General features: G+C 66.9%; 11 protein-coding genes and 1 pseudogene. 6 read left to right on the forward strand and 6 right to left on the reverse strand.

The features are described from left to right. Positions 1–177: 177 nt before the first annotated feature. The 4 genes from aqpZ to ABKS89_RS09100 all read right to left on the reverse strand — a co-directional run bounded on the left by aqpZ (position 178) and on the right by ABKS89_RS09100 (position 4,260). On the reverse strand, positions 178–861 hold the full coding sequence (gene aqpZ / locus ABKS89_RS09085) for an aquaporin Z (RefSeq protein WP_138212756.1): 684 nt from the start codon (positions 859–861) through the stop codon (positions 178–180). Positions 862–1,101: 240 nt separating this feature from the next. Then, positions 1,102–1,725 carry an NAD(P)H-dependent oxidoreductase gene (locus ABKS89_RS09090; protein ID WP_348589563.1) on the reverse strand — a complete coding sequence of 208 codons (624 nt, stop codon included), beginning with the start codon at positions 1,723–1,725 and terminating at the stop codon, positions 1,102–1,104. Beyond that, on the reverse strand, positions 1,718–3,112 hold the full coding sequence (locus ABKS89_RS09095) for a class II fumarate hydratase (RefSeq protein ID WP_081519212.1): 1,395 nt from the start codon (positions 3,110–3,112) through the stop codon (positions 1,718–1,720). The genes ABKS89_RS09090 and ABKS89_RS09095 overlap by 8 nt, the downstream gene beginning before the upstream one ends. A gap of 134 nt (positions 3,113–3,246) precedes the next feature. Next, positions 3,247–4,260, reverse strand: a complete 1,014-nt coding sequence (locus ABKS89_RS09100; protein WP_348589561.1) for a DUF2804 domain-containing protein — start codon at positions 4,258–4,260, stop codon at positions 3,247–3,249. Positions 4,261–4,381: 121 nt separating this feature from the next. On the opposite strand from ABKS89_RS09100, the pseudogene ABKS89_RS09105 reads away from it, so the two are divergent. The 5 genes and pseudogenes from ABKS89_RS09105 (at position 4,382) to ABKS89_RS09125 (ending at position 8,837) form a co-directional block, all read left to right on the forward strand. After that, positions 4,382–4,940, forward strand: a pseudogene (locus tag ABKS89_RS09105) (DUF2059 domain-containing protein). Positions 4,941–4,992: 52 nt separating this feature from the next. Beyond that, the gene (locus ABKS89_RS09110) at positions 4,993–5,301 is read left to right on the forward strand and encodes a BolA family protein (RefSeq protein WP_138212761.1); all 309 of its coding nucleotides are present in this window, start codon (positions 4,993–4,995) and stop codon (positions 5,299–5,301) included. Between the two features lie 175 nt (positions 5,302–5,476). After that, on the forward strand, positions 5,477–6,412 hold the full coding sequence (trhO, locus tag ABKS89_RS09115; protein ID WP_138212762.1) for an oxygen-dependent tRNA uridine(34) hydroxylase TrhO: 936 nt from the start codon (positions 5,477–5,479) through the stop codon (positions 6,410–6,412). Positions 6,413–6,448: 36 nt separating this feature from the next. Then, the gene (locus ABKS89_RS09120) at positions 6,449–7,051 is read left to right on the forward strand and encodes a DsbA family protein (protein ID WP_348589621.1); all 603 of its coding nucleotides are present in this window, start codon (positions 6,449–6,451) and stop codon (positions 7,049–7,051) included. Further along, complete coding sequence (locus ABKS89_RS09125) at positions 7,044–8,837, forward strand: ABC transporter ATP-binding protein (protein WP_348589559.1); 1,794 nt, start codon at positions 7,044–7,046, stop codon at positions 8,835–8,837. The genes ABKS89_RS09120 and ABKS89_RS09125 overlap by 8 nt, the downstream gene beginning before the upstream one ends. Here the strand turns inward: ABKS89_RS09125 and ABKS89_RS09130 are convergent, their stop codons facing one another. Together ABKS89_RS09130 and ABKS89_RS09135 are read right to left on the reverse strand one after the other, a co-directional pair. Continuing rightward, positions 8,838–9,725: a methyltransferase domain-containing protein gene (locus ABKS89_RS09130; RefSeq protein ID WP_138212765.1), complete on the reverse strand. Its 888-nt coding sequence runs from the start codon at positions 9,723–9,725 to the stop codon at positions 8,838–8,840. A gap of 123 nt (positions 9,726–9,848) precedes the next feature. Continuing rightward, a complete protein-coding gene (locus tag ABKS89_RS09135) occupies positions 9,849–10,913 on the reverse strand; it encodes a PAS domain-containing protein (protein WP_518301001.1) in 1,065 nt (354 codons plus the stop codon). Positions 10,914–11,342: 429 nt separating this feature from the next. On the opposite strand from ABKS89_RS09135, the gene ABKS89_RS09140 reads away from it, so the two are divergent. Further along, complete coding sequence (locus tag ABKS89_RS09140) at positions 11,343–13,793, forward strand: EAL domain-containing protein (protein ID WP_348589620.1); 2,451 nt, start codon at positions 11,343–11,345, stop codon at positions 13,791–13,793. The last annotated feature ends 40 nt before the right edge of the window (positions 13,794–13,833 follow it).

Here is a 13,833-nt window from a genome sequence, read left to right on the forward strand (position 1 = left end):
CCCTACGGGACGTTCCGATCGGCATTGGTAGGGCGCATAAAACGGAACGCTTTATCCGCCGGTTGCGCCGAAGGCGGATAACGCTTGGAGCGTTATGCGCCCTACGCAATGGCCTGCTACTGAAACGAAAACGGGCGCCCGAAGGCGCCCGTTCACGTATCAGCGGTTCCGGGTGAATCAGGCGGAGGTCGGACGCACCACGCGATAGACCAGTGCACCGATCACGCCACCCACCAGCGGGCCGACCCAGAACAACCACAGCTGCTTCATGAACAGCGGGTCGGCGAAGATCGCCACGCCCAGGCTGCGCGCCGGGTTCACCGAGGTGTTGTCGATCGGGATGCTGATCAGGTGGATCAGGGTCAGCGTCAGGCCGATGGCGATCGGCGCGAAACCGGCCGGGGCCAGTTTGCTGTCGGTAGCGCCCATGATCACGAAGAGGAAGAACGCAGTCAGCAGCACTTCGATACTCAGTGCGGACATCATGCTGTAGCCGGTGGGCGAGCCTTCACCGAAGCCGTTGGCAGCAAAGCCGGCCAGCGCGTCGAAGCCCGGCTTGCCGGAAGCGATGTAGAACAGCACGGCACCGGCGAGCACGCCGCCGATGACCTGAGCGACGATGTACGGGACGACGTCCGTGGTGCGAACGCGGCCACCGGCCCACAGGCCGAGGGTGACGGCAGGGTTGAGGTGGCAACCGGAGATCGGGCCGATGGCATAGGCCATGGTCACGACCGTCAGGCCGAAGGCCAGGGCGACACCCAGTACGCCAATGGCGTGGGCCGCGAAGATGGCGCTGCCGCAACCACCGAACACCAGCCAGAACGTGCCGATCATTTCGGCGGAAAGTTTGCGAAGCATGCTGCCTCCAGAGGCAAGAGGAACCCCGGATTGGGGCGAGCGCATGCTAGGGAAGTCGAGGGTTGGCGCGGTGTAGGGGAATTCCCAAGCTTCAGGGAGGGCGTTCTGAACGCGAGAGGCGTGGGCCGTGGCAGTTGATAGGGCTGGAGGGCGCATAACCCGTTCCGGGTTATGCGCCCTACGCCGATGTAACCGACAGCGTAGGGCGAACAACGCCTCAGGCGTTATCCGCCGTTCTTCTCAGACCTGCGCGCCCAGCTGTTCCGCCCGGCGCAGCCATCCCTGCCGCTGCTCCTCGCCGGAGCCGCGCACCGGACTGAACTCCTCCAGGTGGTGGAGGGCGATGCCGCAGGGCGCGAGGATGCAGCGGGTCATCTGCCGGTGGGCCGGGGCGCCCTGGCGCAGGCGGTAGTGCCAGTGGGTCTGGTCGTGGCTGACCAGCAGGTCGGCGCTGCGCCCGCCCAGCAGTGGCTCGAACTCGCGGGACTCCAGCGAGCGGTAGCGAAAGGCGAAGCCCGGCTGCAGCACGCGGTCGAAGAAGCCCTGCAGCAGCGCCGGCAGGCCGCCCCACCAGATCGGATAGACGAAGGCGATGTGCTGCGCCCAGTGGACCTGCCGCTGGGCTTCGAGCACGTCCGGCTCCAGCGTCTGGCCGAGTTCGTAGCCGCCGCGCAGCACCGGGTCGAAGTTCATCTCGCCGAGCTTGAGCGTGTGCACCACATGGCCCTTGGCGCGGGCGCCGTGGGCGTAGGCCTCGGCCACTGCATGACAGAAGCCGCCGGGCTTGGGTGAGCCCAGCACCAGCAGCACGCGCTTGCCGTCGCCCTCGATAGGGGTGGCGCCGGAGCGGGTCGGCTCAACCATTCTGCCCGGCCTCCAGCATGGTCTCCGGGCGCACCCACTGGTCGAACTCGGCGTCGGTCAGGTAGCCCAGCTCCAGCGCGGCTTCGCGCAGGGTCTTGCCTTCGGCGTAGGCCTTCTTGGCGATCTCGGCGGCCTTGTCGTAGCCGATGTGCGGGTTCAGCGCGGTCACCAGCATCAGGCCGCGGTCGAGGTGCTCGCGCATCTTCGCCGCATCCGGCTCCATGCCGGCGACGCAGTGGGTGTTGAAGTTGCGGCAGCCGTCGGCCAGCAGGCGCGCGGACTCCAGCAGGTTGTGGATGATCACCGGCTTGTAGACGTTGAGCTGCAGGTGGCCCTGGCTGGCGGCGAAGGTGATCGCGGCGTCGTTGCCGAAGACCTGGCAGGCGAGCATCGACAGGGCCTCGCACTGGGTCGGGTTGACCTTGCCAGGCATGATCGAGGAACCCGGCTCGTTGGCTGGTAGCTTCACCTCGGCAAACCCCGCGCGGGGGCCTGAACCGAGCAGGCGCAGGTCGTTGGCGATCTTCATCAGCGCCACGGCAAGCGTCTTCATGGCGCCGGCCAGGGTCACCAGGGGTTCGTGGCCGGCGAGGGCGGCGAACTTGTTCGGCGCGGAGACGAAGGGCAGGCCGGAAAGGTCAGCCAGCTCGGCCGCGATAGCATCGGCGAATTCCTTCGGCGCATTCAGCCCGGTACCGACGGCGGTGCCGCCCTGGGCCAGCTCATAGACCGCCGGCAGCGCCGCGCGCAGGGCGCGCTCGGCGTAGTCCAGTTGGGCGACGAAGGCGGAAAGCTCCTGGCCGAAGGTGACCGGCGTGGCATCCATCAGGTGGGTACGCCCGGTCTTCACCAGGTTGGCGTGGCGTGCGGCCTGCTGGGCGAGGCCGCCGCTGAGTTCGGCGATGGCTGGCAGGAGGTCGTTCTGCACCGCCTGCGCGGCGGCGATGTGCATGGCGGTGGGGAAGCTGTCGTTGGAGCTCTGCGCGCGATTGACGTGGTCGTTGGGGTGTACCGGTTTCTTGCCGCCGCGGCCGTTGCCGGCGATCTCGTTGGCACGGCCGGCGATGACTTCGTTGACGTTCATGTTGCTCTGGGTGCCGCTGCCGGTCTGCCAGACGACGAGGGGGAACTGGTCGTCGTGCTCGCCCGCCAGCACTTCGTCGGCGGCTTCCTCGATCAGGCTGGTGATGTTCTCCGGCAATTCGCCCAGTTGCGCGTTGACCCGCGCGGCGGCCTTCTTGATCAGCGCCAGGGCGTGCACCACGGCCAGCGGCATGCGCTGCCCGCCGATGGCGAAGTTCTGCAGCGAGCGCTGGGTCTGCGCGCCCCAGTAGGCGTCGTCGGGGACCTCGATGGGACCGAGGCTGTCGGTTTCGGTGCGGCTCATGGTGCTTCTCCGGAAAAGGGTCTCGGCCAGTTTAGGCCGCTACGGGGCTTCCGGGTTCCACTCCGGCTCAATGGCCGTGATAGAGCGGTTTGGCTGGCCAGTCGTTTCTCTCGCCGGCATTCCCCGGCGAGCACTCACCAGCGTGCGTGAGTCGCGCCAATCCAGCCCAGCGCGCCATTGACCGGCACCAGGTCGCCCTCGGTGCTGCGCAGGGAACCGTCGAAGCGGCCGAACCACTGGCAGGTCTCGGCGAACAGCGGGCCCAGGCGCGGGCAGGCGCGGTGCAGCTTGCGCGGGGTGAAGGTGAGGTCGACGCGCTCATCGCTGCCGCGTAGCTGCCAGGGCGACAGCGGGTCGTGCGGCACCTGGCGGATATCCACAGGGCCGTCCAGCGCCTGCAGCTCGCCGCCGAACCACAGGGCGTTCTCGCTCAGGTGGCTGTTCTCCGTCCAGCCGGCGCCGAAGTTGCCGGCGATGCCGCCGGGCGCGGCGAAGGCGGCTCGGGTCCATTGGGTGTTGAACGGCCAGACGCCCCGGCCGAAATCCAGCGCGGCGAAGCTCTGGCCGTCGGTGCAGCGGTAGGTCTTGTGGCCGAGGGTGAGGCTGCCGCTGATTGGCAGGCCCATCTGCCGGCTGCAGGCATGGAAGCACTTGCCGCCCATGGGCACCACCAGGTTGACCGACTCCAGGTGCGCCGGGCGCTGCACTTCCAGGGAGAGGTTCAGCGGCTGGCCGCCCAGGTTCGGTGCGCAGGCGGTGATGCGCAGCTGGCCGGGCTGTTCGTCGAAGCCCAGGCACAGCTGGCCGTGCTCGAAGCGATGGCTCTGGTTGGGCGTGTCCGGCAGGTGGCAGCCCAGGCCGAAGGGGCTGAACTGGGTGCGGTGCACCGACTGTCCGGTTTCCAGGTCGAGGAAGTACACGGCGCCGTAGCCCAGGTAGTCGAGGTCGGCGATGGTGATCGAGAGCATCCAGCCCGGCGCGTTGATGCACCAGTGGTTCCAGCGCTTGCGCCGGCCGACGTTGCCGGAAAGCTGGCAGAGCGTCTGCGGCCGCGATGACCAGCCCACGGCCGCGCTGTTCAGACGACCGCGCGCATCGCACAAAGGCGGCGCGGCGACGAGCGTCGGCGGGTGGGTTAGGGTGTTCATCGGTCACATCCGTGTGGCAACGCGCCGCAGCATGACGTTTCATGAACTGTCCTACAAGAGAAGCCGGTCACTTCCAGGCCATTTGGCAGTCTCTTGAGCGCATTCCGAACTTAGGCGCAGAATGGCGGGTCCCACCCGGACACCCTTCAGACTCACAGGACTGCCCCATGACCGTTCTTCGTTCCCTCTGCACCGCAGCACTACTGGTTGGCTTCAGTTCCGTGGCACTGGCTGACGCCAACGCCGAGGCGGAGAAATTCCTCAAGCAGGTCCATGCCGACAAGCTGACCGTGCCGGTCTACGCGCAAGTCCAGCAGATGCTCGCCCAGCGCTTCGCCCAGGCCAAGGCGCCGGACAGCAAGAAGGCCGTGCTCGACCGCTACCAGGCCAAGGCCAACGCCGAACTGGACCGCGCGGTGGGTTGGGACAAGCTCAAGCCTGATCTGGTCAAGCTCTACACCAGCAACTTCAGCGAATCCGAGCTCAAGCAGCTGAACGATTTCTACGCCTCGCCGCTGGGCCGCAAGGTGCTGGAGAAGATGCCGCGCCTGACCGCCGAATCCGCCCAGCTGACCCAGGCCAAACTGCAGACCGCGGTAGAGCCGGTGAACAAGCTGATGGCCGACATGGACAAGGAACTGGGCGTGAAGGCCCCGGCCGCTCCGGCCAAGAAGCCCTGATCGTTCTGATTTCCACCCGCCTGAACCGTACTGACTGCCAGCGAGACCCGACATGAGCATGCGTGACCGTATCCAGACCGCCCTGAGCGCCCTCGAACCCCAGCACCTCGAGGTGCTCGACGAGAGCCACATGCACAGCCGCGGACAGGAAACGCACTACAAGGCCGTGATCGTCAGCCCGGCGTTCGCCGGGCTGAACGCGGTGAAGCGGCATCAGAAGGTCTACGCCACGCTCGGCGAGCTGATGAGCCAGTTCCACGCCCTGGCCATGCACACCTACACCCCCGAGGAGTGGGCGCAGCAGGGCGCGGCACCGGATTCGCCGACCTGCCGTGGCGGCAGCAAGCATGATCTGCATTGAGAGTCTGATGCACTGATCGGCGGCTGACCAACCGCGTGCGGGGTTCGCCCCGCTCCGGTAGAATGCGACTCCCAGCGCCGGCTTCTGCCGGCGCTGTCATTTTCAGCTGTCGATCAGCTTTAGTTTCCAAAGAAGCCCGGTCCGCCCTTTACGCGGGCGACCACTGGAGTGATGCATGACCACCGAGAGAATCGTCGTCGCGGCGTTGTACAAGTTCGTCTCCCTGCCCGACTACGTTGCCCTGCGCGAACCCCTGCTGCAGACCCTGCTGGACAACGGCGTGAAGGGCACCCTGCTGCTCGCCGAGGAAGGCATCAACGGCACCGTCTCCGGCACCCGCGCCGGTATCGACGGCCTGCTCGCCTGGCTGCGCACCGATGCGCGCCTGGCCGATGTCGACCACAAGGAGTCCTACTGCATTGATCAGCCCTTCTACCGCACCAAGGTCAAGCTGAAGAAGGAAATCGTCACCCTCGGCGTACCGGGCGTGGACCCGAACGCCAAGGTCGGCACCTACGTCGAGCCCCAGGACTGGAACGCGCTGATTTCCGACCCGGAAGTCCTGCTGATCGACACCCGCAACGACTACGAAGTAGCCATCGGCACCTTCGAGGGCGCCATCGACCCGAAGACCAAGTCGTTCCGCGAGTTCCCCGACTACATCCGCGAGCACTACGACCCGGCGAAGCACAAGAAGGTCGCGATGTTCTGCACCGGCGGCATCCGCTGCGAGAAGGCCTCGAGCTACATGCTCAACGAAGGCTTCGAAGAGGTGTTCCACCTCAAGGGCGGCATCCTCAAGTACCTCGAGGAAGTGCCCGAGGCGCAGACCCTCTGGCGCGGCGACTGCTTCGTGTTCGACAACCGCGTGACCGTGCGCCATGACCTGACCGAAGGCGACTACGATCAGTGCCATGCCTGCCGCAACCCGATCTCGGTCGAGGACCGCGCTTCGCAACACTACGCTCCCGGCATCAGCTGCCCGCACTGCTGGGACACGCTGTCGGAGAAGACCCGCGCCAGCGCCCGCGAGCGGCAGAAGCAGATCGAACTGGCGCGCCAGCGCAACCAGCCGCACCCCATTGGCCGTGATCCCCGCGCGGAGAACTGATCCATGACCAGCCGCCTGCTCTACGTGATGGACCCGATGTGCTCCTGGTGCTGGGGTTTCGCCCCGGTCGCCAGGCAGCTGGTGGAGCAGGCGCGCGCCGCAGGTGTGCCGCTGGCGCTGGTGATGGGCGGGCTGCGCACGGGGCAGGGCGCCGCGCTGGAGCCGACCACCAAGCGCTACATCCTCGAACACTGGCACGCGGTGCATGAAGCCACCGGCCAGCCGTTCCGCTTCGAAAATGCGTTGCCCGACGGTTTCGTCTACGACACCGAACCGGCCTGCCGGGCGGTGGTCACCGCGCGCCGCCTGGACGAGGACTGCGCCTGGGCGCTGGTCGGTGAAATCCAGCGCGCCTTCTACGCCGAAGGCCGCGACGTCACCCAGGCCAGTGTGCTCGCCGAACTGGCCGAACGCGTCGGCCTGCCGCGCATCGAATTCGCCGAAGCCTTCGACAGCCAGGACAACCACCTGGCGACCCTGGCCGACTTTTCCTGGGCCCGCGACCTGGGCATCGCCGGCTTCCCCACGCTGCTGGCCGAGCGCGACGGCCAGCTGGCCCTGCTGACCAACGGCTACCAGCCGCTGGGCGAACTCGCCCCGCTGCTGGAGCGCTGGCTGGAGCGCGGGCGGCATGCCTGAGCTGTCCGCTGACCGCCTGAGCTGGGCGGAGATTCGCCGGCTCGCTTTCCGTCATCGCAAGGCCCTGCTCCTCGCCAACCTGGTCGCCGTACTGGCCACCGCCTGCAGCGTGCCGATCCCGCTGTTGCTGCCGCTGCTGGTGGACGAAGTGCTGCTGGGCAAGGGCGACGCCGCCCTGCAGGTGATGAACCACTGGCTGCCCGAGGGCTGGCACAAGCCGGTCGGCTACATCGGCCTGATGCTGCTGGTAACCCTGGTGCTGCGCAGCTGCGCGCTGGTGTTCAACGTGCTGCAGGCCAAGTTGTTCGCGCGGTTGTCCAAGGACGTGGTGTACCGCATCCGCCTGCGCCTGATCGAACGCCTGAAGCGCATCGCCCTGGGCGAATACGAGACCCTCGGCGGCGGCTCGGTCAGCGCGCACCTGGTGACCGATCTCGACACCCTCGACAAGTTCGTCGGCGACACCCTGAGCCGCTTCCTGGTGGCGCTGCTGACGCTCTGCGGCACCGCCGGCATCCTGATCTGGATGCACTGGAAGCTGGCGCTGCTGATCCTGCTGTTCAACCCGCTGGTGATCTTCGCCACGGTGCAGCTGGGCAAGCGCGTGAAGCACCTGAAGAAGCTGGAGAACGACAGTACCTCGCGCTTCACCCAGGCGCTGACTGAAACCCTCGAAGCCATTCAGGAAGTGCGCGCCGGCAACCGCCAGGGCTTTTTCCTCGGCCGCCTCGGTGTGCGTGCCCGCGAAGTGCGCGACTACGCCGTCGCCTCGCAGTGGAAGAGCGATGCTGCCGGGCGCGCCAGCGGTCTGCTGTTCCAGTTCGGCATCGACCTGTTCCGCGCCGCGGCCATGCTCACCGTGCTGTTCTCCGACCTGTCCATCGGCCAGATGCTCGCGGTGTTCAGTTACCTGTGGTTCATGATCGGCCCGGTGGAGCAACTGCTCAGCCTGCAGTACGCCTACTACGCCGCCGGGGGCGCGCTGACCCGCATCAACGAGCTGCTCGCGCGCGCCGACGAGCCGCATTACCAGCACCGCCGCGATCCGTTCGCCGGGCACACCAGCGTCGGCATCCAGGTGCGCGACCTGAGCTTCGCCTACCGCGACGAACTCGTGCTGGATGGCCTCGACCTGGACATCGCTCCTGGCGAGAAGGTCGCCATCGTCGGCGCCAGTGGCGGCGGCAAGAGCACCCTGGTGCAACTGCTGCTGGGCCTCTACCAGCCACAGTCCGGCAGCATCCGCTACGGCGGCGCGGCGCTGGAGGAGATCGGCCTGGATTGCGTGCGCGAGCATGTGGCCGTGGTGCTGCAGCACCCGGCGCTGTTCAACGACACGGTGCGCGCCAACCTGACCATGGGCCGCGAGCGCGGTGACGAAGCCTGCTGGCGCGCACTGGAAGTGGCGCAACTGGCGGACACCATCCGCGCCCTACCGCAGGGGCTGGACAGCGTGGTCGGGCGTTCCGGCGTGCGCCTCTCCGGTGGCCAGCGGCAGCGCCTGGCGATTGCCCGGATGGTGCTCGCCGAACCGAAGGTGGTGATCCTCGACGAGGCCACTTCCGCCCTCGATGCCGCCACCGAATACGCCCTGCACCAGGCGCTGGTGCGTTTCCTCGAAGGGCGCACCACGCTGATCATCGCCCACCGCCTGTCCGCAGTGAAACAGGCCGACCGCGTGCTGGTGTTCGACGGCGGGCGCATCGCCGAGGACGGCGACCACCAGCAACTCATCGCCGAGGGCGGCCTCTACGCGCGCCTGTACGGCCACCTGCAGCAGGGCTGATCAGCCGTAGCGGGTGACTTCGAGGAAGGCCACGCAATTGCCCAGGTCGTGGAAAACCCGCGCGCTGCCGATGTCGTTGTAGGGAATGCCCAGCAGCAGGTCGAGCAGGCAGGCATCGCTGCGGTAGTGCGGGCGCCAGTCCAGCAGGCCTTCGAGGTAGGCGATGTCCGGCACGCCGGGGAGGAAGTTGCCCATCAGCAGGCGCCCGCCGGGCAGCAGGCGGGCGAACAGGTTGCGGGTCAGGTCGCGGGCGTCGTGGTCGTCCAGCACCTCGTAAAGGCCCGGCGAGTAGATCAGGTCGAAATGGCGAAGGTCCTGACGTCCGTAGAACAGGTCGTCCAGGTTGCATTGCTGCGTCTGGACGCCGAGCGCGGCATAGCTGGCCTCCACCGTCTGCAGGGACAGCGCCTGCGCATCCAGCGCGGTGAACTGGCGGAACTGGCCATGGCGCAGCGAGCGCGCCAGCTCGACCTCGCGCAGGTGCCCACAGCCCACGCAGAGGATGCGCGCCTGGCCGCTGAGCTGGTCGCAGCAGCGGTCGATCTCCCGAGCCAGCAGCTGGCGGCGCGAGCGCAAGGCGCGGGAGGCGGGGGCGGAGCTGGCGTAGCGGAACAGCTCCTCGGTCGGCCCGTCGGGCAGCAGCGAGCGCAGCGTGCTGTCGATGCCGTAGAGGTAGTCCATCAGCACGGCGTTGCCGGCGCCTTCACCCATCGGCCGTTCGCGGCGCCGGGGGAAGGGCACCACGCGCGGGGCTTCGGCCGGCGGCGCGCTGCCGGTGGCGAGCGCCAGCAGGTCGGTCTCGTCGTCCCGGAGGTGACGCAGCTGCTGTTCGAGTTGCTCGATGGCTTCGCTTAGCGAGTTCGGATTCTGCTGGGTGCCGTTGTCCATGCCGTCCACCTGGGATACCGCTCAGTGATGAGAAAGCGCCACCGGCCGTGCCGGTGATCCGTCCAACACCTTAGGGGGCACTTGGCCCCGGGCCATCATCTGAATGAATGACGGCGCGAAAATTCAGCGCTGCCCGAGCCGCACCAGCAGGCTGACCAGTTCGGCCTGGCGGCTGGTGTGGGTCTTGCGGAACAACGCGCGCAGTTGGCTGCGCACCGTATTGATCGAAGTGCCGAGCTGGTCGGCGCACTGTTCGGGCGTCAGCCCGCGGACCAGCAGGTCGCCCAGGCGCTGCTCGGCCGGGGTGAGGCCGAACAGTTCGCCCAGCAGGCGGCTCTGGCGGTGTGCGTCGAGCAGCGCCAACAGCACCAGCGGGCGCTGGAAGGGCTGGTTGAAGCTGGCCTCGGCGGGCACCGGGGTGACCAGCAGTTCCTGCCCGCTGCCATCGCCCAGCGGCAGCCAGCCGGCGTTGCCCTTGCCGGCGCGGGGCGCGGCCTGGCGTACCAGGGCCTGGAGTTTCGCGTCGTGCTGGCGGCAGTGCAGGCGGCCGAAAACCTCATGGAACAGCCCGCCGCGCAGACCGAGTCGCTGCTGAGCGGCCTGGTTGGCGTACAGCACGCGGGCGTTGCCTTCGAGCAGCCACAGCGGTGTGGGGTGCTGGTCCAGCAGCAGGTCGCGGTGGGCCAGTTGCTGGCGCATTTCGTCGATACGCCCGAACATCCGCGCGGCGCGGGTCAGGTGCTCGCTCAGGCGGGTCAGCAGGGTCTGTTCCTGCGGGGTGGGGTAGCGCGCGCCGAGGCTGGTCAGCACCGACAGGTAGACGCCGGAGTTGGCCTGCTCGTTGAGTTTCAGGCACGACACGTTGTGCATGCCGTTGGGGCGCTGGAATTCCTGGTAGTACGGGTCACGGGCCATGCGCTGCGGGCCGAACTCCTCGCGGTCGTGGTACCAGTGGCCGACCGGGCGGTGGAGCATGAAGCCCTTGGACGGATCGATGGTGCAGAACTCGCGGTTGTAGGTCTCGATGGCGCCGGGGTCGCAGAGGTTGATCTCGCTGGCCAGTGCGCCGCTCTCGGTCTGGTCCCAGAACAGCAGGGCTCCCTGCTGGCGGCCGCTGGCCGAGATCAGCTCGGTGAGCAGCGGCAGCCAGTTGGCCTCCTCGAGCACGCACTCGTAGGTCAGCCCCACGAGCCGGTCGTACCGCCTGTCCATATCCCGCTGTGGCATGGCCGCTCCATCGGTTGATTGCGGATTGCACTTCCGACCTGTGCTCTTCACCTTGCGCTCTCTGCACCTTGCAGAATGCACTCTGCAGATTGCACGATCGACTGAGGTATGGCACATGGCCTTGCCTGTCGCAAGGCCACTAATCGGCCTGCTTTGGATGAGCCACGGGATGGCGACGGAAGACATTTCGCACAGCGAAACGGAACATTTCCGCCGGACGGCTGGAATCCGAACGACCAAGCTCATGCCGACAGTTGGAGGATTTCCCGCGATCGGCTAGAAGTTAAAGAAGGGGCGGCCTGACAGAAAAGTCCCGGGGTAAGCCTTCACTGCACCCCCTGTGGCCCGCCAGGTATTGAAAGAAGGAAGTCGAAACTGGTTATGGATGCAATGGGACTGTTGCCGACCCGGCGTACGACGCGTCTGCTCAAGCTGGTCTGGCCGTTCATGGTCGTGGTCCTGCTACAGACGCTGATCGGCAGCGGCAGCTTCTTTATCCTCTCAGGGGTGCGCGCCTATGTCGGCGGCGAGAGCCTCTGGTCCAAGGGCCAGAAGGACGCCATCCATTACCTGCAACTCTATGGTCAGAGCCGTGATTCGGCGGATTACGAGCGCTACCGCACCGCCATTGCGATTCCCCAGGGCGACCGGACCTTCCGCGCCGCCCTCGATCTCAGCCAACCCGACCTGGAACTGGCCCGCGCCGGCGCCCTGCAGGGTGGCATCCATCCCGACGATGTCGGTGCGCTGATCTGGCTGTACCGCTATTTCCACGAGTACAGCTACTTCGACCAGGCCGTGAAGATGTGGATCATCGGCGACGCCTACCTCGACCAGCTGGAGCAGCTGTCCGACGAGATGAGCGCGAAGATCCGTGCCAATGACGTCCGTCCCGGCGACCTGAGCTACTGGAACAGCCGCATCCAGGCCATCAACGACGGCGTCACGCCGGCCGCCATGGCTTTCTCCGCCGCACTGGGGCAGGGCTCGCGGATGATCATGTGGGTGCTGCTGGTGGTCAACGGGCTGACCGGCCTGGCGCTGATCCTCCTGGCGGTCTGGCGTACCCGCAAGCTGCTGCACCAGCAGCGCGCCTTCGAAAGCGCCCTGGACACCGAGCGGGAACGTGCGCAGACCACCCTGGCGGCCATCGGCGACGGCGTGGTGACTCTCGACCAGCATGAGTGCATTGCCTATTTCAACCCGGCGGCGGAACGCCTGATCGGCTGGGACAACTCCATGGCCGTCGGCCTGCCGCTGCGTTCGCTGTTGCGGATACTCGACGAGAATTCACAGGTCGAGGGCCTGCCGCTGGTGGGGCAGATCCTGCGCGGCGAGGTGGATGGCGGCAGCGAGACCAGCAAGCTGATCCAGCGCCTGGACGGCACCCACGTGGCCGTGACCCTGGTGGCCACGCCCATCCATGCCGATGGCCGGGTGGTCGGCGTGGTGCTGGTGCTGCACGACATGACCCGCGAGCGCCAGTACATGGCCAGCCTGTCCTGGCAGGCAACCCATGACGCGCTGACCGGCCTGACCAACCGCCGCGAGTTCGAATTCCGCCTCAAGCAGGCCCTGGAGAGCTCGGCGGACTCCCACGACCAGCACTCGCTGATGTACCTGGACCTGGACCAGTTCAAACTGGTCAACGACACCTGCGGCCATGCCGCCGGCGACGAACTGCTGCGCCAGGTCTGCTCCGTGCTGCAGCAGTGCCTGCGCGACGGCGATACCCTGGCGCGCCTGGGCGGCGACGAGTTCGGTATCCTCCTGGAACACTGCCCGGCGGACCTGGCGGTGCAGATCGCCGAGCGCATCCGCCTGACCGTGCAGGCGCTGCACTTCATGTGGGAGGGCCGTGGCTTCAACATCACCGTGAGCATCGGCGTGGTGCACATTTCTGCCATGCTGGTGTCGGTGGAGGAGGCGCTGCGCTGCGCCGACATGGCCTGCTACATGGCCAAGGAAAAGGGCCGCAACCGCGCCCAGGTGTTCCGTCCCGACGATACCGAGCTATCCAACCGCGTCGGCGAGATGGCCTGGGTACAGCGCATCCGCCTGGGGTTGGAGGAGGAGCGCTTCTGCCTCTATGCGCAGTCGATCTTCCCGGTCGACGACCGCACGACGGAAGGCGCCCACGTCGAGTTGCTGCTGCGCCTGAATGACGAGTGCGGCCGGCTGGTGGCGCCGATCAACTTCATCCCCGCCGCCGAGCGCTACGGGCTGATGCCGGACATCGACCGCTGGGTGGTCGAGAACGCCTTCCGGACCCTGGCCGAGCGCATCGCCGAGGGCGGTTACGAACCGATCCATACCTGCGCCATCAACCTCTCCGGCGCTACCATCGGTGACGACACCTTCCTCGATTTCCTCCGCGAAGTGCAGCCGCGCTACGGCATCGAGCCCGCCAGTGTGTGCTTCGAGATCACCGAGACCAGCGCCATCGCCAACCTGGTCAACGCCACGCGCTTCATCCAGGAGCTCAAGGCCCTGGGCTACCGCTTCTCGCTGGACGATTTCTGCGCCGGGATGTCTTCCTTCGTCTACCTCAAGCACCTGCCGGTGGACTACCTGAAGATCGACGGCAGCTTCATCAAGGACATGCTCGAAGACCCCATCGACCGCGCCATGGTCCAGGTGATCAACCAGATCGGCCACGTGATGGGTAAGCGCACGGTGGCGGAGTTCGTCGAGACCCAGGAAATCCTCGAAGTGCTGCGGGAAATCGGCATCGACTACGCCCAGGGATACGGGTTGGCGCGGCCGCAACCCTTCAACCGGAGCTTCCTGCGTGAGACGCACGTCGCAGCTGTAGCATCCGACACAACCTCCGGACGGTGACGCGCCGCCAGGAGAGGACTAACCTGAGGCCTGATTTACC

Origin of the sequence: Pseudomonas sp. LABIM340 (assembly GCF_040017195.2) — a bacterium.
In the GTDB taxonomy this organism is placed as follows: Bacteria; Pseudomonadota; Gammaproteobacteria; order Pseudomonadales; family Pseudomonadaceae; genus Pseudomonas.

Bases quoted from the DNA above. Each gene is read 5' to 3' on its own strand.
- aqpZ (WP_138212756.1), bottom strand. From the start codon at position 861: ATGCTTCGCAAACTTTCCGCCGAAATGATCGGCACGTTCTGGCTGGTG.
- ABKS89_RS09090 (WP_348589563.1), bottom strand. From the start codon at position 1,725: ATGGTTGAGCCGACCCGCTCCGGCGCCACCCCTATCGAGGGCGACGGC.
- ABKS89_RS09095 (WP_081519212.1), bottom strand. From the start codon at position 3,112: ATGAGCCGCACCGAAACCGACAGCCTCGGTCCCATCGAGGTCCCCGAC.
- ABKS89_RS09100 (WP_348589561.1), bottom strand. From the start codon at position 4,260: ATGAACACCCTAACCCACCCGCCGACGCTCGTCGCCGCGCCGCCTTTG.
- ABKS89_RS09110 (WP_138212761.1), top strand. From the start codon at position 4,993: ATGAGCATGCGTGACCGTATCCAGACCGCCCTGAGCGCCCTCGAACCC.
- trhO (WP_138212762.1), top strand. From the start codon at position 5,477: ATGACCACCGAGAGAATCGTCGTCGCGGCGTTGTACAAGTTCGTCTCC.
- ABKS89_RS09120 (WP_348589621.1), top strand. From the start codon at position 6,449: ATGTGCTCCTGGTGCTGGGGTTTCGCCCCGGTCGCCAGGCAGCTGGTG.
- ABKS89_RS09125 (WP_348589559.1), top strand. From the start codon at position 7,044: ATGCCTGAGCTGTCCGCTGACCGCCTGAGCTGGGCGGAGATTCGCCGG.
- ABKS89_RS09130 (WP_138212765.1), bottom strand. From the start codon at position 9,725: ATGGACAACGGCACCCAGCAGAATCCGAACTCGCTAAGCGAAGCCATC.
- ABKS89_RS09140 (WP_348589620.1), top strand. From the start codon at position 11,343: ATGGGACTGTTGCCGACCCGGCGTACGACGCGTCTGCTCAAGCTGGTC.